Origin of the sequence: Paenibacillus ehimensis NBRC 15659, assembly GCF_004000785.1 — a bacterium.
GTDB classification, from domain to species: Bacteria; Bacillota; Bacilli; order Paenibacillales; family NBRC-103111; genus Paenibacillus_G; species Paenibacillus_G ehimensis.
Genome location: NZ_BILX01000005.1, coordinates 141,753 through 160,314, shown reverse-complemented (window position 1 = coordinate 160,314; position 18,562 = coordinate 141,753). Strand labels below are relative to the sequence as shown.

Below are 18,562 nucleotides of genomic sequence, written 5' to 3'. Positions count from 1 at the left end.
CTATGGCTCATCTTCGGTTCGCGCAGATCGCAGGGATGAACCTGCATTACCGGATGTATTCGTTGGACTATTTCTTCGATTCGATGGACAAGCACGGGGTATCCCAGATCGAGCTGTGGGGAGGCTCGCCGCATCTGTATTCGGACACGGCGACGGACGTGCAGGTGAAGCGGATCCGCCAAGAGCTGAACCGCCGGCGGCTCGGTCTTGTCTGTTATACGCCCGAGCAGATCATGTATCCGTTCAATATCGCGGCCAAAGACGAAACGGCCCGCCGCGCCGGCATCGCTTATTTCGGCAAGAATATCGAGATCGCCTCGGCTCTCGAAGCGAAGTTCATGCTGATCACCTCGGGCTGGGGCTATTATAACGAGCCGCGGGAAGAAGCTTGGAAGCGGTCGTGTGAGGCGCTTCGGGTTCTTGCGGACCAAGCGGAGCGTCAGGGGGTTACGCTGCTGCTGGAGGTATTGCAGCCGATGGAATCGAATCTGGTGACCGATCTCGCTTCGCTGCGTCGTATGCTCAACGAGGTCGGCTCCGGTGCGATGACCGGTCTGATCGATACGGTAGCGATGGCGGTCGCCGGGGAAACGATCGGCGATTACGTCCAAGCGCTGGGCGGCGTTCCGCACGTGCATTTGATCGACGGGACGCCTTCGGGCCATCTCGCGTGGGGGGACGGCAATTTGCCGGTGGAAGCCTACCTCAAGCAGCTGGCCGAGCATCGCTACGCAGGGTATTTGACCTTGGAGCTGGCGGATTCGGCCTATTTGACGGACCCGGATGCCGCCTTCGGCCGGTCGGTCGATAAGCTTCGCCCGCTGCTCTCGCCTTAGTCTTGCAAGGGAGTTCTGGGCGGGGCTGTCTGGTTGTATATGCCTTTCCTTTGAGAAGCCAAGAGCATAAATTCAACAAAAAACGGTTCTTGCCGCATAAATGCGAACAAGAGCCGTTCTCTGTATTACAATCATGGTTTCTTGATAGCATCTAAAATAGCAACAAAAAAGGTCGTAAGAACAGAGTATAATAAAGATTTCGCATAAGCTTGGTTCAGAGAAAATGTTGTATGTTAGTACACAGTTGGCTATGAAAAAAAGAAAGTATTTCAGGAGGATATCCACGTATTTTAGCCGTCCTTTTTAAACGATGAAATAATTAATGCTCCCAAAAACCAAAAAACACCGCCTACGAGACCGGCTCCAATTGAAACGTCTTTTTCCATGAAATAATGCATGACCGTCCAAAAAACCGTAAACGAGAGCCCCCCCGCTGCAGCTTTAAGGATTTTTTGCTTAGTCAAAATACCACATCCTTCATGTTTAATTAAATATTATAACAAACCATCCACAATATAGCATTAATATATTTAAAACAAAGAAAACCGTTCTAAACATCCGAACGGTTTTCTTTGTTAATTAGCGAGGGTTTTTCAAACCATACCGCGCAAGAATATCATCCGGAACCCTTACACCTGTCTGACCATACCATGTATCAATAGGAGTCGAGAAACTTCCATCGTTGTAATGGGTGACCGACTCTACGTACTCGTAATAGTTGTAGTATGTATTAAAGCTAATGCCTACTCTCACTTTAACGTAAACTGTATTTCTAATACCCAATTTGTTGTTGATCCAAGTGGCACCGACACTTGTTGCCCCGCCTCCTGCTACCTGCCATCCTAAAGCTGAAGGCAATACCAAGCCTGAAATCAGGGTACCCAGACTACCATAAATAGCGCTATAGTCATAAGAATTATCATATACCTTTCTTGTCTCGTTCATTAAAGTAAAGCTTCCTCCATCCGTTTCATCCGAGAACGGCTTTATCTTTCCGGAAGGAGCTGCTACAGTGCTAGGAAGATGCGAAAAGCCTGTTAGGCTTGTAACTCCTGCTACAGCTAAAGTCAATAGAGCTGGAACAAATTTTTTCTTCAACACTCTATAAACCTCCTAATATTTGTTTATAACTGGAATATATTACATATATTAATATAACATAAAACTCTTCAAATTCAATAATAAACCAATATATGGTTCTATTGTCCTATGTTGTTCACTCGATAAAAAGAACATTCACTCGCGTAAAATTTAGAGCGTTTGCATTGACAAGAATTGAAAAACAAGCTAGTATTTTATTATTGGTATATACCAATGCGGATGGGGTGAAGTCATATCGTGTCGCACCTCAGTCAAAGTGGTATATACCATTTGGTTCGACAATCGTGTATAGCAAACCTTTAATCAGGAGGAATGAGTCACATGTTAAACTTTGATCGTCAGCGGTTCATCGGCATTACGAAAGGGGCCATCGGTCTCCGAAGCCAGATCGAGCAAGCGGTGGATGAAATTACGAAAAAACAGATCGACAACGTCTTTCTGATCGGCAGCGGCGGCACGATCGCCATTAAATATCCGTTCGAATATATCATCAAAACGCATTCCAGTATTCCCGTTTATGCGGAAATCGCCGCAGAGCTGCTGGTAGAGGGCCACAAGCAGCTGACGGACAAGTCGCTTGTCATCACCTCCTCCTTGTCGGGAACGACGCAGGAAACCGTCGATGCCGCCAAATTTTGCAGAGAGAAGGGCGCGACGGTGATCGGAATCGTCGGCGATGCGACGACGCCGTTGGCGCAAGCGAGCGATTACGTATTCGCCAACGCTGCGGCCAACGATACGCTGGTCGAGTCGTTCCACCTGCAGCTGCTGCTGATCGTACTGAAGTTCCTGAACAACCGGGGAGAATTCGACAAATACGCTTTATTCGCCGATCAATTGGCAACGGTTCCCGAATCGCTTGTGGCGATCAAAGAGAAGGAAGACGCAAGAGCGGAAGCCTTCGCGAAAAAATATAAGGACGAGAAGTATCATATGCTCGTCGGCTCTGGCAACCTGTGGGGCTGGACGTATCTGTATGCCATGTGCGTGCTGGAAGAGATGCAGTGGATTCACGCGAAATCCATCCATGCCGCGGAGTTTTTCCACGGCACGATCGAATTGGTCGAAAAAGATATGAGCATTATACTCTTTAAAGGAGAAGACGCCACTCGTCCGTTGATGGAGCGGGTCGAACGGTTCGTCACCCAATACTCGGATGAAGTCACGATCTTCGACGCGAAGGACTATGCGTTGGATGGCATCCATCCGGAATTCCGCGAGTTTCTGTCGACCGTAACGATTGCAACGGTGATGGAGCGCGTCAGCGCCCATCTTGAAGTGCAGCGGAACCATCCGCTGACGACCCGCCGTTATTACCGCGTCGTCAAGTATTAAGAAGACGAAGAGTGGAGTGAAGCTCCGGCTTCATTCCTTTCTTTCTTGCAACGGATATCCTTAATAACGGGAGTATGGCGATGAAAAACAAGAATACGTACATCTACGCCGGAATACTGGCCACGTTTGTCGCCGTTGCTTTCGGAGCTCCGACGAACCCGGGAACGTACGGGGCCTGGTCCCTGATTCCGCCGGTCGTCATGTTTGCCTTCATTCTGCTGACCCAGAAAGTGCTCGAAGGGTTTGTGTGGGGAGGCTTGCTGGCGGTCTTTATGAAATATAAATGGAGCTTCCTGCTTACTTATAACGAAAAGCTGCTGAAGCAGGTAACGACCGAAGGGAACCTGTGGCTGATCCTGGTCCTGCTGACCATCGGCAGCATCGTGGCGATTCTGGACAAAAGCGGCCTTTCCCGGCAATTCGGTCTATGGGCCGGAAGCAAGGCCAAGAGCGGCAAAATGGCTTTGGTCATCAATTACTTGATGGGCTTCTTTCTATCGTTCGATCTTTACCTGAGCTCATCGACCGTCGGCACCTGCATGACGCCGGTGAATGACAAATACAAGACGCCGAGAGAAAAAACGGCGTACGTTACGCTCTCCACCGCCATTACGTTGACTCATTTGTATCCGATCGGTACGGGCGCGATCTTTATCGCGGGGTTATTGGTGACCAACGGATACGCGGCGGAAGGGGAAGGTATCCAAGCGTTTACCGGTCTGGTGCCGCTGTTGTTTTTCCCACTGGCCTTTTTATTGGTCACGCTTCTGAATGTGATAGGGGTTCTGCCCGATATCGGCTCGATGAAACAAGCTTACGCCAAACGCGATGACGCCGAATTGAAAGCGGCTTCGCACACGACAGAGCACGAACCGGAACAAGCGGAGGGCCAAACGGCCGCAGAGCAGGCTTCCGACAGGAGCCAAGGCGATTCCGCCGGCAAACCGTCTCCTCATCTCATTTATTTTTTCCTTCCCATTGTTATTTTTATCGTATCAACGATTTATTTCAAGTCGAACACTCAATTGGGAGCGTTTATTACGATTCTCGCTACCGGCGTCATTTACGTAGCCAGAGGAATCTTTACCGCTGAGACGTATATTGCAACCGTATTGGACGGGATGAAAAATATGCTGGAGCTCGCCGTAATTATGGCTACGGCTTTCGTGCTGGCGGACTCCATTACCGATATCGGCTTTACCAATTATGTTGTCGGAATTGTATCCGTTTTCGTCATTCCGAAATGGCTGCCGTTTATCATTTTCCTGGTATTCTCGGCTACGGAATTTTTGGTTACGTTGAACTGGAGCCTGTACATTATGGCGATTCCCGTCCTTCTGCAATTATCGGCCTCCGTAGGGGCCAACACGCCTTTAACCTTGGCGGCCTTGCTGTCGGCCGGCATTTGGGGCGCCTCCACATGCATTACGTCCGATATCGGGCTGCTGACGGCGTATTCCACGAAAACGACGGTGTACCGGCATTTTAAAACAAAGCTGCCCTATTCCCTGATGGCCTTTGTTCTTTCTGCAATCGCTTACTTGATCGGCGGTTTATTTTTCTGAGAAAGGCGGAATAACGCTATGTCCACCAGCAACGCTTTATTTACCGGGATTCCGGGGATTTTTGTACCCGTCCGGGATTTGAACCGGTCCGCAGCCTGGTACAGTACGGTATTGGGGCTGCAAGAATTCCAGCGCAGCGACATCACGGTCGAGTTTAAGGTCGGTGAGGGCGGGCCGGTATTGGTGCTGTTCCAAGCGGAGCATGACGTTCCCGTGCGCTTTCCGGGCAACCGGCATATCGACGGCAACTTTTTTATTTTCAAAACGCCCGATGCGGAGGCCGCTCACCGTCTGCTGACCGATCACGGCGTCCCCGTTACCGATATTTTGCTCTACGAGGGCGTGCAGAAATATTTCTTCTTCGAAGATCCGGACGGCAACCGTCTGTCTGTAGAGGATTAATATGGAACTAATGGTATATACCATAACAGCGAAAGGAATGAAGCTTCGGCTTTGTTCCTTTCTTCCCATTTTATTAGGAACGGCTTTTTCGAAAATCGAACGGGAGGTTCTTGTCATATTCGGCGCGGGTGCTATACTTGGTTTTTAGACTTGATTTAGAGAGACATTCATCGAGGAATAGGGGACATGGCGGAAATGGCTTACAAAATCGTATTTTTTGATATCGACGGAACATTGGTCAACGAGAACAAGGAGGTTCCCCTGGATACGGTTGAAGCCGTCCGGGCGCTCAAGGCGAACGGGGTGGAGCCGGTCATCGCCACGGGGCGTGCCCCCTATTTTATTAAACCGTTAGCAGAACAATTGGGGATCGAATCGTTCGTTTGCTTGAACGGCGCTTATGCCGTGTACCGGGGGAAGCCCGTCTACAAACGGGTCATTGCGAAGGAAAGCATCGAGGCTTTGGTTAACGTCGCGGCCGGGCACGGACACTCGCTCGTCTTTGAAGGGGAGCATGCGTATTGCAGCGATCGGGCGGAGCATCCTTTTGTGACGGAAGCGGTCTTGTCTTTGAAAGTCGAGCTTCCCGGACATGACCCGGAGTTTTGGAAAGCGAATGACATCTTCCAGATGTTTCTCCACTGCGAAAGCCATGAGGAACACTTGTATCAAGGGGTTTTGCCGGGGCTCAAGCTGATTCGCTGGCATCCCAAAGCGATGGACGTGCTTCCGGCCGGCGGGTCGAAGGCGCAAGGGATCGCGGCGATGCTGGAGCGGCTCGGAATCACCCCAGCCGAGGCGGTAGCGTTCGGCGACGGGTTGAACGACAAGGAGATGCTGGAATTCGTAGGTCTGGGCATTGCGATGGGGAACTCGCATCAGGAGCTGCTTCCTTATGCCGACTATGTCACCAGTCATGTGGATGAAGGCGGTATCCGCAACGGATTGGCGAAAGCCGGATTGATCGCTTAAAAGAAGGACGTGTGTGGGCGCCATTTTATGGTACAATGGCTTGGAGAATGCGTTATGTTCGACGGGTTCGGGGAGCTTGTTGCGATGGTTCCGTTCGAGGTGTTGAAACGGGGCATCGAAGCGGGAGCAGGGTTCCAATTGCGGCCGCCGTCGAACACCGGATGGAGTACGAGCGGCGAGGCGTCGTGTGGAGGGCCTGGTTGCCGGTCAAGGAATGGGAAAAGAGCGCCGACGCCTTGAAACTGATTTCCAAGACGCCCGCGCCCGCGTTTAATCCTCTGCGCCATATGAGCTTCGTTAGCCGCAGCAGGGTGCTGCCGGGGCTTCTTTAGGTTTGGCTTCCTTAGTGAGAAAGCGACAGCATTTCTTTCATATCGTCTTGAGCGTTGCCGATCAGCTTCAGTCCGAACGTGTCGACAAGCACGTTCATGACGCCCGGATTGATGAATTCCGGCGGCTTCGGGCCGATGCGGATATCTTTGATGCCGAGGCTGAACAGGCCGAGAAGGATCGCGACCGCCTTTTGCTCGAACCAGGAGAGCACGATGCTGACCGGCAGGTCGTTCACGCTGCATCCGAAGGCGTCGGCGAGCGCCAGGGCGATTTTGACCGTGGAGCCGGAGTTGTTGCACTGGCCCAAATCGATATAGCGCGGGATGCCCGTATCGGCCACGGTGCCGTAATCCACGTCGTTGAAGCGGAATTTGCCGCAGGATGTGGTCAGGATCACGGTATCGTTAGGCAGCGAGGTGGCGAGCTCGCGGTAATATTCGCCGCCGCTTCCCGGGGCGTCGCAGCCGGCGATGACGAAGAAGCGTTTGATTTTGCCCGCTTTGACCGCTTGAATGATCTCCGGGGCCAGGCCGATCACGGTCTCGTGATGGTAGCCGGTGATCAGCGTCTGATCCGATTCGATGTGGGCTTCCGGCAGCGACAAGGCTTTTTCGATCAGCGGGGTGAAATCGTCGTTGACGATTTTTGTAACCCCTTCCAGACCCGCGATATCATAGGAGAAGAACCGGTCGGCGTAGGTGCCCTTGATCGGCATGACACAGTTCGTGGTCGCCAGGATGGCGCCCGGGAACTTCTCGAACAGGCGGCGCTGGTCGTACCAGGCTTTACCGATGTTGCCCTTCAAGTGCGAATACTGCTTCAGCTTCGGATAGCCGTGGGCAGGGAGCATCTCGGAGTGCGTGTAAATGTTGATCCCTTTTCCCTCGGTCTGCTTGAGCAGCTCCTCCAAAGCGTACAGGTTATGCCCGGTCACGACGATGGCATGCCCTTCGATGCTGTTCTGCGGCACGGCCACGGGCTGCGGGATGCCGAAGTGGGTCGTATGCGCCCGGTCCAGCACATCCATGATCCGGACGGCCGCCGAGCCGACCTTCATGGCCATGTCGATATGCTCCTGCAGGTTGAAGTTGGAGTTCGTCAGCGTCATGTACAACGCCTCGTGCGTAATCCGGTCGACCTCCGGGTCGGAGTAACCAAGCTGTCTTGCATGCGTGGCATAGGCGGCAATGCCTTTCAAAGCGAAAATCATCGTATCCTGCAAGCTTGCAATCGTTTCATCTTTGCCGCATACGCCGATCACCTTACAGCCGCCTGTCGGGGTCTGTTCACATTGATAACAGAACATCGCGAATCCCTCCGTTACGTTTGATTTGCTATGTAAAAAGCGTAACACGAGGAAGCGCGGCAAAGTGTGATTGGAAGCACATCAATCGTGGCAAAGTCGCAACATCCGAGTCCGCCGCGGGCGGCAACCTTCATTACTTATTGACGTAAAGGAGCGTACGAGCGTGTTTGGCATTCATCATTATTTCTTGTTTGTAGTCGCAGGAATCTTGCTTATCATGACCCCGGGCTCGGATACGATGTACATCATTGCCAGAAGCGTGGCGCAGGGCAGAAGAGCGGGCATTTGGTCCACCATGGGGATTGCGGCGGGTACGCTTATCCACACGCTGCTCGCGGCGCTGGGGTTATCTTTTCTTTTGGCGAAATCGCTATTGCTGTTTACGGTCATCAAAATGATCGGGGTCGCCTATCTGATCTATCTCGGGATTACGATGATTTTGTCGAAGTCCTCCGCCATTGTACCGGACTCCGGATCGGTGGAGCTGATGAGCACGCGCAAAATTTTTGTCCAGGGCATGATTACAAATGTAACGAATCCGAAGGTCGCGTTGTTCTTTATCGCCTTCCTTCCCCAGTTTGTGGACAATCAGGTTCATAGTCCGGTGCCGTTCGCGATTCTTGGCGCGACGTTTATTTTCATCGGCATGCTGTGGAGCAGTCTCCTTTCTTATCTCGCAGCGTTCGCGACGGGAAAGCTAAGGAAGAACCCCAAGATCGGCCTGTGGCTGAACCGGATCACCGGCGGCGTGTTCATCCTGATGGGAGCCAACCTGTTCCGCGCCAAAATCTCCAACTGACCGCATAACGCAAATGTCCATCAAGAATAAAGGATGACTAAAATCAACGCTTGATTTTCACCAACCAACAAAAAGATCGTCTCCGGCCGCAAGGGTTGGCGGAAGACGATCTTTTTCATGGTTAGGGAAAGCGCGATTTTTCGTGCATTGTGGATAAAGTGGATAATATGTGCATAAGTTTGTGCATAACTATTGAAAGGGCCATCAAATAATTCGCGTTATCAACAGCACTTTTAGGGTGTCAATTGGACTAGCTTCTGACGTCGAGCAGCACCTTCCCCGTGCTTTGGCGGCTTTCCACCCATTCGTGGGCTTTGGCGGCTTCGGCCAATGGAAAGCGTGCGCCGATTTTGATCGTCAAACGGCCGTCGGCCAAGTACGGCAGCACCCGCTCGGCGACTCCGCGCAGCAGGTGGGGGCGTTTGCTCCGGGTTGTGCCCAAGCTGAATCCGAGGACGGAGCGGCAGCTCGCATGCAGGTCCGAGGTCTTGATGTTCCCCGCCGGACCGCCCGAATTGCCGAAATGGACCAGACGGCCGTAGGGAGCCAGGCAGAGCAGGCTTTGCTCCGTCACGGTACCCGCTATCGAGTCCAGAACGACGTTGACGCCTTCCCCATTCGTCAGGTCGTTGACCTTCGCGGCAAAATCCCCCTGTGCATATGAGAGCACATGATCCGCGCCCGCCTCCAAAGCGATGCCCGCCTTGCTCTCGCTGCCGACGGTTCCGATCACTTTTCCCGCACCCAGGAGCTTCGCCAGCTGGATGGCCGTCGTGCCGACGCCGCCCGCCGCCGCGTGGATCAGGACGGTCTCGCCCGGCTCCAGTCTGGCAATGTCCGCGAGCAGCTTATACGAAAGGAACGAAACGATCGGACAGGCGGCCGCCGTATCGAAGCTAAGGCTGTCCGGGATAGCGAACGTCAGATTTTCGTCCGCCGCGATATATTCGGCATAAGAGCCATGGTGAGGAAAAGCGATGACGCGCTGTCCAACCTGCAGCCGCCGGACCTCGGACCCGACTTGCTCGATCGTTCCCGCAGCATCCAGTCCCGGAATGAACGGAAGGGTCCCGCCCTTTTTCCCGTATCTCGACTTGATATCGGCGAAGTTGACGCTGGTCGTCTCCACGCGGATCAACACTTGGTTCGGGCCGATGACCGGCATATCGACGTCCGTGTAGCTCATGTGCTCCGGACCGCCGAATTGCGTTACCTGAATGGCTTTCATGGGTTGCTTCCTCCTCTGTGAGCAGATGACAAGGAAGACTTCGCCGGACCGCCGGGAAATTCCTTTATTGGGTGAGGCGAAGGCGATCGGCCGCTACTCCAGAAAATGATCGATAAAGCGGCGGGCGGTTTTGGACAAATAACGGTTATTCAGCCACAGAATGCCGACGTCGGATTGAAAATCGGCATCGGACAGCGGAAGCGTCCGGATCGACGGGAGAGGGAACGCCGTCATGACCGACTTGGGCAGCACCGTCGCCCCGAGGCCGGCCGCGACCATAGCGATGATGACCGCGACGCTGGAGCACTCGCAGATGATGCGCGGCTCGAAGCCGTGACGGCGGCACTCGGTAACCACACGGTCGTGCATGCCGGTCGTCCGGTCCGTTTTGAGCGTCAGAAACGGGAAGTCCGCCAGCTCCTGCATGCGGATCGTCTCCTGTGCCGGGTCCGGCAGCCACTTGCCGGGGATGACGACGACGAACGGATCGGAGGGCAGCGGCCGTACCGCATATGACTGCGACTCGGAGGAAGCCTCGAAAGGGAGCCGGGCGACGATCAGCTCAATGCTGCGCTTCTCCAATTGCTCGCCGAGGAGGAAATGATCGCCCTCCCAGATCCGAAAAGTCACCTCCGGGTACTTCTCCCGGAACGTCTCGATGCGCTGGGGCAGAAGCGAGATGCACGAGACGACCGCGCCGATGGACAGCACGCCTTGGACGCTCTCGTCCAGCTCCTTCACTTCCTGCATCGACTCGTTGAACTGATGCAGCAGGCTTTCCGCCTTCTGCCGCAGCAGCTCCCCGGCGTGCGTCAGCCGCAGCCGTTTGCCGTCCCGGTCGAACAAGGTCACCCCGAGCTCCTCCTCCATCAGCTTGAGCTGCCGGCTGAGCGGGGGCTGCTCCATGTTCAGCGCCTTGGCCGCGCGCGTTATTTGCCCTTCCTTCACAATGGCCAAAAAGTATCTCAGCTGACGCAAGTCCATCCCGGGCCGCTCCCTTCATTCATACCTTATAGGTATCGTTCTCCAATAAAACAGATATTTTCAATATATCGGAAGAACTGATACCATTCAACTAATACGATAAGAATAACCTTTAAAAAGAGGAGATGCGAAGAATGGCTCTTACGATCGAAGTGGAGCTGACTCAGGCCCCAAAACAAAAGCCCGATGTCAGCCGAATCGGATTTGGAACCGTATTCACGGACCACATGTTTATGCTGGATTATGAGGAAGGCCGCGGATGGCATTCTCCCCGTGTCGTGCCGTACCAGTCGATCAGCCTGGACCCGGCGGCGAAAGTGTTTCATTACGGTCAGACGGTATTCGAAGGGCTGAAAGCGTATCGTACGGAGGACGGCCGCATTCTGGTGTTCCGTCCGGATCAAAACTTCAAGCGCTTGAACCATTCGAACGACCGGATGAGCATTCCGCATCTGGACGAGGAGCTGGCGCTGGAAGGTCTGAAGAAGCTGGTCCAAACGGACCGGGACTGGGTACCGAGCGTTGAAGGCACCTCGCTGTATATTCGTCCGTTCGTCATTGCGACAGAACCCGTACTGGGCGTAGCCGCTTCGAAACGGTATATTTTCATGATCATCATGTCGCCGGTCGGAGCGTACTATGCCGAAGGCATCCGCCCGGTCAAAATCCATGTCGAGTCGGAATTCGTCCGCGCCGTCCCTGGCGGAACCGGCAGCGCGAAGACAGCCGGGAACTACGCCGCAAGTCTCAAGGCGCAGGAGGAAGCCGCGCTGGAAGGGTATTCGCAGGTGCTGTGGCTCGACGGCGTGCATAAGAAGTACGTGGAAGAAGTCGGGAGCATGAACGTCTTTTTCAAGGTAGGCGGGAAGGTCATCACTCCGGCGCTGAACGGCAGCATTCTGAAAGGGATCACCCGGGATTCGATGATTCAATTGCTGCAAAGCTGGGGCGTTCCGGTCGAAGAGCGTCCGGTCAGCATCGAGGAGCTGTACGAAGCGCACCGGGCAGGCACGCTCGAAGAGGCGTTCGGTACGGGCACGGCAGCGGTCATCTCCCCGATCGGCGAGCTGAACTGGCGCGGCGAGAAGCTGGTCATCAACGGCGGCGAAACCGGCGAGCTGTCCGCGAAGCTGTACGAGACGCTCACCGGCATCCAGAGCGGGAAGCTCGAAGATAAGCTCGGCTGGATGGTGCAGGTGTAATTTCGGAACGGCTTGAACTGGTCATGGTTCATTTCTCATCGGCGGCATAAAGCCTTTCTCTGAATTTCGTGTATAATATAAAGGTTCGGAATAAAGGTTCGGCGGTTGAGAAAGGATGATACCATGTTCACCATTACCGGTTACAGCGTAGAGCTGGTGAAAGACCCATTCGGCATTTTGTCCGGCAAACGGTACGAGTTTCTGCTGGATATCGAAGTTGAAGAGGATGACGAGCTGTACTCCGAGCAGGGGTTATATGTCCGGGTCATTTACGGCGTGGAAGAAAACCAGGCTGGCATCGTGAAGCACGAAATTTTCGAGCGGACGACGGAGCAGTTGCTTGATTTTGAATTGGAAGACGACGAACTGGAAGTGGTCAAAGCTTTCTGTCAGGAGCATGTCGGGGAATCGGAGTAAGAAATGCAGGGAAAAAAGCGCGCGGCGTAATAACGTCGGCGTTTTTTTTGCGTGACGGTTTCATTCCCGTTGATCCAGTAATTTACAGATGGGACCCGCCGCTTACATCGATCAATTGACCGGTTATCCACCGGCTGTCCGAAGAGGCAAGGAAGGCGGCAACATCCGCCACATCTTCGGGCTCCCCCCACCTGTTAAAAGTGGAAAGACCGGCGGCATATTTCCGTCCATGGGGATCCTGCAGCGTCCGGGAATTCATCTCGGTATTAATAATGCCGGGCTGGATCGCGTTCACCGTAATGTTGCGGCTGCCCAGATGACGGGCCAAGGCGAGTGTGAGGGTATCGACCGCGCCCTTCGATAGGCTATAAGTGAACACGGTAGGAGAGGCCACACGGGTAACAAACGACGAGAGATTGATAACCCGGCCTCCGTCGATCAGACGCGGCAAAGCTTGCTGGATCACAAAAAGCGGCGCTTTCACATTGATGTTCATCACTTCGTCGAACGAGGCTTCCGTCGTCTCTTCAATGGTCAGAATCTGTCCGATTCCGGCGTTATTCACAAGAATATCAAACCGATGGTCGCCCGTGCGTGTCCGAAGGGCTTCATCCAATCTCGTATATAAATCATGAATGCCGTTAAGCGTAGTCAACTCGGCGCCGATCGCAAACGCGGTACCCCCGCTTTGTTCAATCTGATGAACGACATCCTCCGCTTCCTTTTGGCTTTTGCCATAGTGTACCGCGACCAATGCGCCTTCCTGTGCCAGACGCAATGCGATGCCGCGGCCGATTCCCCGGCTCGCACCCGTGACCAAAGCGATTTTGCCTGTCAACTTCTTCATGTCTTCATCTCCTTGTTTGTCTGGAATTCATGATTAGTTATAACATAAGGCGGTATTTGAAATGTTGCTCTGTCATTCGGACTTGGCGTTCCGTCATCTGCGGGGCTGTTTTGGACTTGATGAAAAATTAAGAGTACTAGACGAAAATAAGCCTTTTCACATTGGATTCGGTAAGCTAATATATCTGTAAAAGACAACCAAAAACGACGAACGAAAGATCCGCCTATGAGTCGTTCGTAACCTTAAGAGGAGTGTCCGCCCATGTACCCAAAGTATCAAAAACGTAACACCGCAGCTTTTACCGCAGCTTCTTACTTCGCGCTGGCCGCAGGTATATTCTTATATTGTCTCGGCATCTACAATGCGGATTGGGAATTAAACGTAAAAGGGTACTACCTGTTATGCATGTTCTTAATCATTATCACCAGTATCGCGACCCAAAAGGTCGTCAGGGACAATGCGGAGGACAAGGAGCTAAGAAACGAAAACCCAAAGCACCGCATGCGCAACACTCCCGCTTTTACAGGAATGGCGGTCGCAGGGTTGGTCATCGGATTCGCAATGTTTTTCATCGGTTTGTTTAACGCACCGTTCGAATTGAATGTCAAAGGCTACTACATTGCCGTTATGCTGCTGATCTCTTATAGTGCGATCGGAGTACAAAAAGTAACCCGCGATAACGCTGAAGATAAAGAGATTTTGGATAACCAAAATCTGAATGGATAATTGAATTGCTGTATGTTTAAACCCGTCTGTACATAGGCGGGTTTTTCCAATTTTCGCACAAGGTTAAGCCGGCGGCGGCTTCCCGGGTTTGGGTCACGAAACATGAATCCTTTGGCATTTCCCATCTGAGATGAAAAAATGATAATATGGAATATAGTTCCAAATCATAAGGGGCGAAGGAGGCTGAATGAATCGTGGCACGTATTTTATTTATGAATGGCGGGGCGGAAGGCCATGTGAACCCGACGGTAAGCGTCGTGCAGGAGCTGGTTCAGCGAGGAAACGAGGTTGTTTATTTCACGACGGAGTATTTCCGGGAGCGCTTGGAGAAGGTAGGAGCCGAGGTGCGGGCCTACGATTTTTTCCGTTTCTTCGACGGGTTTTTGAGGCATGACATACACCCGCTCGGCCGAGTCAACGGTATGCTGGAAGGGGCGGATGCTCTTGTTCCTTATGTCCTGGAAGAGGCCAAAGCCAAACCGTTCGATTACATCATACACGACACCATGTTCGGGGGCGGGCGGCTGATGGCTCATTTGCTCCAGCTGCCGGCGATCAACTCCAGCTCGTCTTTTGCGCTGACGGAAGCGCATTTTAAGCATTTTATGGACCATCTGGCTGACGAAGCACCTTCCATCCCGATTGAGCAGGCGCAAGCGGACTTCGACCGGTTGACGGCCAAGCTCCGGCGCGACTACGGCTACGTCGTCCAATCGCCGTATGAGGCGTTCTTCAACCCTGCGCCGCTGACGATCGTCTATACCTCCCGATTGTTCCAGCCCAATGGGGACGATTTTGACGATAGCTACAAATTTGTCGGACCTTCCGTGTCCGCACGTCTGCAGGCTGAGCCCGAGATGCCTGAGCTCGCGGGGAAATCCGTCATTTACATTTCGCTGGGCACGGCGTTCAACAAGGACGATAACTTTTACCGAAATTGCTTCAAAGCGTTCGGCGGTTCCGGCCATACGATCGTAATGTCGGTCGGTCGGGAGACCGAGATCGAGTCGCTCGGCGCCATCCCGGACAATTTTATCGTCCGTCCTTATGTTCCGCAGCTTGAAGTGCTTCAGCATGCCCGTTTATTCGTTACCCACGGGGGCATGAACAGCACGAACGAAGGTTTGTCGCATGGACTGCCGCTGGTGCTGGTCCCGCAGGGGGCCGATCAACCGAGGGTAGCCGGACGAGTCGCCGAGCTCGGAGCGGGCGTCGCGCTTGAGAAAACGGAGCTGACAGTCGAGCTGCTGCGCGATACGGTGAACCGGGTGCTCGAGACGCCTTCCTACCGCGAAGCGGCAGCCCGGATCGGCGAATCGCTGCGTTCAGCAGGCGGCGCCCGGCAAGCGGCGGACGAGATTATCAAGTATGTCTCGCGGGTAAAAGTGGGGTAAGACGTTGGAAGAAAGGGTTACTGCACTCATGCGAAAAGGAGCTTTTCCGTTGTCGTCGGGAAGCTCTTTTTTTACTTTTCCATTACCGTTCCCAGCGGTGAAGGCTCCTTTTAGGATACGGATGAACTCGATTTTCTTATACGGCTAACCTTCTAAACAGCATTGTTTGCGAATCTTGCCCTATACCGTCCTGTTTTGAATTACTGCTCCGATAAAAAATAGACAAATTTCGACAAAAATTGCTTATCCATTTGGTTCCTGGATCATGGATAATTAAGCATTCCGGCCCCTTTCCGAAGAAAGGCCAATCGAAGACAATAATTGTTGTCGTTTTCATACTACGTTTGCACACCCAGGAGGTCATCACGTGAAGAAAAAATTAGTCGTTTCCCTGGTTCTTATCATCTGCCTGCTTGTCCCTATGACAGTATGGGCCGCCAGCACGCAAGTTACGGCGAACTTGGCGTCGCATCTGACATTGCTGGTGAAGGGCCGGGCCATTGATACATCAGCGGACACCCCGCTCATCTACAACGAAAAAACTTACGTGCCGCTGCGTGTTCTCAGCGAAGCGCTCGGCTACGAAGTGAAATGGAACGGCGAAAACAGCACGATCGAATTCGAGCTTCCGAAAGAATCTTACCCGCTTATCCGCAACGAAGAAGTAGATTTGATCTCGGTCGCACCGAATTATGAACTCATTAGCCAATGGGATCAAGAATACCTGGCTGGCATCGAAGTGGATGTAGCCTATACGGTGAAAAAAGATCTGACCCGCGAGCCTGTCGTCGTGCTGGAAATGTTGAGTAAAGATCACGTTGTCATTGCCAGCGGGACTCAATTGCTGAATACCAAGAAGGGCACACACAAGGCGAAGGTGTCTACCTCTAAAATAAGACTTCCTTATGGCCCGGAGGCGGACGTGAAGAAGACGTTCGCCCAAGATTACTACTACCGCGTCTCCATCAAGTAACCTATAAGCTTTAACCGCACAATCCGTATTGTGCCATTCGATACGAAAACCCCTGCACGTCAAAGCATGGCAGCATGCCATAGCTTCGATAGGCAGGGGTTAACTTTTTTTCGAGGTTACAAGGTTGCTAGCGTATTACCGCAGCCTCCGTACGCGTTCTTTGCGCAGCAAATAGACGAAATAGGGTGCGCCGATGATCGCGGTCATGATGCCGACCGGCACTTCCCGCGGAATGACGATAATGCGGCCGAGGCAATCGCCGAGCAGCATCAGATCGGCTCCGATAAGCGCGGCGAGCGGAATGAGCCACTGGTGCCGGCCGCCGACGAGGCTGCGGGCCATATGCGGCGCGATCAGGCCGACGAACCCGATGGCCCCGACCGCCGAGACGGAGATCCCGGCGAGAGCGACCGCCAACAGCAAGAGCCAGAAGCGCTGACGAACGACGTTCAAGCCGAGGGAAGCGCTCGTTTCATCCCCCAATTGAAACACATTCAGCTTCGCGAAGCTCCCCCAGGCGAGCGGCAGGAGCACGGCGATCCAAGGCAGGAGGGAAAATACTTCCCGCCAGCCCCGGCTCCACAGGCTGCCCGACATCCACAGCAGCGCCATGTTGACGTTGGTCGGGTGAGTCACGATCAAGTACTGGATGCCGGCCTGAAAGACGGCGCCGACGGCTACACCGACCAGAGCCAGAGAAGCGGTACTTAACGTCAATCTGCGGCTCAGCAGTGTGAGGATCACAAAGGCCCCCAGCGCTCCGGCGAAAGCCGCCGCTGGAATGACGTACCCCGGCGATTGGGGAAACAGGAAGATGACCGCCGCCGCCGACAATCCGGCTCCTTTCGTAATCCCGATCACGTCGGGACTGGCGAGCGGATTGCGGACCAGGCTTTGGAGGATGACGCCGCTGACCGCAAGCCCGAAGCCTGCCAGAATGCCGACGATCACCCGCGGCAGCCGAACCTCATGAACGATAAAATAAAACGGGCCATTGGCGGACAGCAAGCTCGGTCCGATATCCCGCACGGGGACGGAGACGGCTCCGACCGTGATGGATACCACGGCTAACAGGAGCATGATCAGCAATGCGACGCCAAGAGCGATGCCTTTTCTCATCGATAGGTCCCTCCTTTGCGCCGGGCCAAATACACGAAGAACGGACCGCCGATCACCGCCGTGACAATGCCTACGGGGGATTCGAACGGAAACGCGATCATGCGGCTGAGCAAGTCGGCATAGACGAGCAGCGAGCCGCCAAGCAGCGCGGTGAGCGGTACCAGAACGCCCAGACGGCTGCCGGCCAAGGCGCGGGCGATGTGGGGAACGATCAGGCAGACGAACCCGATCGGCCCGCATACCGCGACCGCCGATCCGGCCATGAGCAGGACGAGCAGCACGGCGATGCCTCGGACGACCGCGACCCGTTGACCCAAACCCGTCGCGACCTCATCGTCGATCAGCAGCAGGCGGAAGGAAGGGAGCATGACGCCGAGCAGCAGCAGGCTGCCGAGGAAGAAGGGCAGGATCATGCGTAACTCCGGCCATCCCGCTTGATTCACCGACCCGACGAGCCAGAAGATCATGCTCTCCGTCGAATACTGATTCAGGATAATGAGACCTTCCGTCAGGGACGCGAGCAGGAAATGAACCGTAATCCCCGCCAAAGCCAAGCGGACATACTGCTTGTGCTCGTTGCCGGTCAACGACCAGACCAGCAGCGCCCCGGCCGCCGCCCCCGCAAAAGCGAACAGCATCGAGCCGAAAATCGACAGCTCCGCGATGGCCAGCAAACCGAACACGACGGCCAAGGACGCCCCGGCGTTAATGCCGAACACATGCGGAGACGCCAGCGGGTTTTTCGTGGCAAGCTGGGTCAGCAGCCCGGCCAACGCCAGCAGCATGCCTATGAGGCATGCCGTAAGCGTGCGGGGCAAGCGCAGCGTTTGGATATAGAGATGGTTTTTGTCCTGGGCTTGATAGGTCAGCGCTTCATAAAGCGTGCGCCACGAGATCTGAGCCTGTCCCCATTTCAAGCTGAACAACAATCCTACAATCAAGATGAGAACCGAAGTGGAAAAAAGGAAGAGCAGAAACCGGGTCCGGCTCTGCTGCTTCATCGATTGGACAATGCGATCCATT

General features: G+C 53.9%; 20 protein-coding genes. 12 read left to right on the top strand and 8 right to left on the bottom strand.

Annotation, left to right across the window (positions count from 1 at the left end):
• The first annotated feature begins 2 nt into the window (after window positions 1–2).
• The gene (locus PEH01S_RS04910; protein ID WP_164827678.1) at window positions 3–836 is read left to right on the top strand and encodes a sugar phosphate isomerase/epimerase family protein; all 834 of its coding nucleotides are present in this window, start codon (window positions 3–5) and stop codon (window positions 834–836) included.
• Between the two features lie 290 nt (window positions 837–1,126).
• Here PEH01S_RS04910 and PEH01S_RS34460 read toward each other — a convergent pair whose 3' ends face one another.
• Together PEH01S_RS34460 and PEH01S_RS04905 are read right to left on the bottom strand one after the other, a co-directional pair.
• Window positions 1,127–1,300, bottom strand: coding sequence for a hypothetical protein (locus tag PEH01S_RS34460; protein ID WP_164827676.1), 174 nt, complete (start codon window positions 1,298–1,300; stop codon window positions 1,127–1,129).
• A 115-nt stretch (window positions 1,301–1,415) separates the two neighbouring features.
• Window positions 1,416–1,937: a hypothetical protein gene (locus PEH01S_RS04905; RefSeq protein WP_127484146.1), complete on the bottom strand. Its 522-nt coding sequence runs from the start codon at window positions 1,935–1,937 to the stop codon at window positions 1,416–1,418.
• 321 nt (window positions 1,938–2,258) lie between these two features.
• Here PEH01S_RS04905 and PEH01S_RS04900 point away from each other — a divergent pair, with 321 nt between their 5' ends.
• From PEH01S_RS04900 to PEH01S_RS35770, 5 genes are all read left to right on the top strand, one after another.
• The gene (locus PEH01S_RS04900) at window positions 2,259–3,272 is read left to right on the top strand and encodes an SIS domain-containing protein (protein WP_025844778.1); all 1,014 of its coding nucleotides are present in this window, start codon (window positions 2,259–2,261) and stop codon (window positions 3,270–3,272) included.
• A gap of 80 nt (window positions 3,273–3,352) precedes the next feature.
• A complete protein-coding gene (locus PEH01S_RS04895) occupies window positions 3,353–4,837 on the top strand; it encodes a Na+/H+ antiporter NhaC family protein (RefSeq protein WP_025844776.1) in 1,485 nt (494 codons plus the stop codon).
• An 18-nt stretch (window positions 4,838–4,855) separates the two neighbouring features.
• The gene (locus PEH01S_RS04890; protein WP_025844774.1) at window positions 4,856–5,239 is read left to right on the top strand and encodes a VOC family protein; all 384 of its coding nucleotides are present in this window, start codon (window positions 4,856–4,858) and stop codon (window positions 5,237–5,239) included.
• A 195-nt stretch (window positions 5,240–5,434) separates the two neighbouring features.
• Window positions 5,435–6,211: a Cof-type HAD-IIB family hydrolase gene (locus PEH01S_RS04885; RefSeq protein WP_025844772.1), complete on the top strand. Its 777-nt coding sequence runs from the start codon at window positions 5,435–5,437 to the stop codon at window positions 6,209–6,211.
• Window positions 6,212–6,411: 200 nt separating this feature from the next.
• Window positions 6,412–6,543: a hypothetical protein gene (locus tag PEH01S_RS35770; RefSeq protein WP_275452126.1), complete on the top strand. Its 132-nt coding sequence runs from the start codon at window positions 6,412–6,414 to the stop codon at window positions 6,541–6,543.
• A gap of 11 nt (window positions 6,544–6,554) precedes the next feature.
• Here PEH01S_RS35770 and hcp read toward each other — a convergent pair whose 3' ends face one another.
• Window positions 6,555–7,850: a hydroxylamine reductase gene (hcp, locus tag PEH01S_RS04875; protein WP_025844769.1), complete on the bottom strand. Its 1,296-nt coding sequence runs from the start codon at window positions 7,848–7,850 to the stop codon at window positions 6,555–6,557.
• Window positions 7,851–8,013: 163 nt separating this feature from the next.
• On the opposite strand from hcp, the gene PEH01S_RS04870 reads away from it, so the two are divergent.
• Window positions 8,014–8,649 carry a LysE family translocator gene (locus tag PEH01S_RS04870; RefSeq protein WP_127484145.1) on the top strand — a complete coding sequence of 212 codons (636 nt, stop codon included), beginning with the start codon at window positions 8,014–8,016 and terminating at the stop codon, window positions 8,647–8,649.
• Between the two features lie 250 nt (window positions 8,650–8,899).
• Here PEH01S_RS04870 and PEH01S_RS04865 read toward each other — a convergent pair whose 3' ends face one another.
• Together PEH01S_RS04865 and PEH01S_RS04860 are read right to left on the bottom strand one after the other, a co-directional pair.
• Complete coding sequence (locus PEH01S_RS04865; RefSeq protein WP_025844765.1) at window positions 8,900–9,877, bottom strand: quinone oxidoreductase family protein; 978 nt, start codon at window positions 9,875–9,877, stop codon at window positions 8,900–8,902.
• 93 nt (window positions 9,878–9,970) lie between these two features.
• Window positions 9,971–10,861, bottom strand: coding sequence for a LysR family transcriptional regulator (locus tag PEH01S_RS04860; RefSeq protein ID WP_036712264.1), 891 nt, complete (start codon window positions 10,859–10,861; stop codon window positions 9,971–9,973).
• A gap of 134 nt (window positions 10,862–10,995) precedes the next feature.
• Between PEH01S_RS04860 and PEH01S_RS04855 the strand changes: the two genes are divergently transcribed.
• On the top strand, window positions 10,996–12,063 hold the full coding sequence (locus PEH01S_RS04855) for a branched-chain amino acid aminotransferase (RefSeq protein WP_127484144.1): 1,068 nt from the start codon (window positions 10,996–10,998) through the stop codon (window positions 12,061–12,063).
• Window positions 12,064–12,186: 123 nt separating this feature from the next.
• The gene (locus PEH01S_RS04850; RefSeq protein WP_127484143.1) at window positions 12,187–12,480 is read left to right on the top strand and encodes a DUF6509 family protein; all 294 of its coding nucleotides are present in this window, start codon (window positions 12,187–12,189) and stop codon (window positions 12,478–12,480) included.
• A gap of 82 nt (window positions 12,481–12,562) precedes the next feature.
• Here the strand turns inward: PEH01S_RS04850 and PEH01S_RS04845 are convergent, their stop codons facing one another.
• Window positions 12,563–13,327 (bottom strand): SDR family oxidoreductase, encoded by a 765-nt coding sequence (locus PEH01S_RS04845; protein WP_127484142.1) that lies wholly within the window; start codon window positions 13,325–13,327, stop codon window positions 12,563–12,565.
• A gap of 261 nt (window positions 13,328–13,588) precedes the next feature.
• On the opposite strand from PEH01S_RS04845, the gene PEH01S_RS04840 reads away from it, so the two are divergent.
• The 3 genes from PEH01S_RS04840 to PEH01S_RS04830 all read left to right on the top strand — a co-directional run bounded on the left by PEH01S_RS04840 (window position 13,589) and on the right by PEH01S_RS04830 (window position 16,420).
• Window positions 13,589–14,053, top strand: a complete 465-nt coding sequence (locus tag PEH01S_RS04840) for a YiaA/YiaB family inner membrane protein (protein WP_025844744.1) — start codon at window positions 13,589–13,591, stop codon at window positions 14,051–14,053.
• A 194-nt stretch (window positions 14,054–14,247) separates the two neighbouring features.
• Window positions 14,248–15,447 carry a macrolide family glycosyltransferase gene (locus PEH01S_RS04835; protein WP_025844742.1) on the top strand — a complete coding sequence of 400 codons (1,200 nt, stop codon included), beginning with the start codon at window positions 14,248–14,250 and terminating at the stop codon, window positions 15,445–15,447.
• 367 nt (window positions 15,448–15,814) lie between these two features.
• Window positions 15,815–16,420: a stalk domain-containing protein gene (locus PEH01S_RS04830; RefSeq protein WP_127484141.1), complete on the top strand. Its 606-nt coding sequence runs from the start codon at window positions 15,815–15,817 to the stop codon at window positions 16,418–16,420.
• 135 nt (window positions 16,421–16,555) lie between these two features.
• Here the strand turns inward: PEH01S_RS04830 and PEH01S_RS04825 are convergent, their stop codons facing one another.
• Together PEH01S_RS04825 and PEH01S_RS04820 are read right to left on the bottom strand one after the other, a co-directional pair.
• A complete protein-coding gene (locus PEH01S_RS04825) occupies window positions 16,556–17,539 on the bottom strand; it encodes a FecCD family ABC transporter permease (protein WP_127484140.1) in 984 nt (327 codons plus the stop codon).
• On the bottom strand, window positions 17,536–18,561 hold the full coding sequence (locus PEH01S_RS04820) for a FecCD family ABC transporter permease (RefSeq protein WP_127484139.1): 1,026 nt from the start codon (window positions 18,559–18,561) through the stop codon (window positions 17,536–17,538). Before PEH01S_RS04820 ends, PEH01S_RS04825 begins: the two co-directional genes overlap by 4 nt.
• Between the last annotated feature and the right edge of the window lies 1 nt (window position 18,562).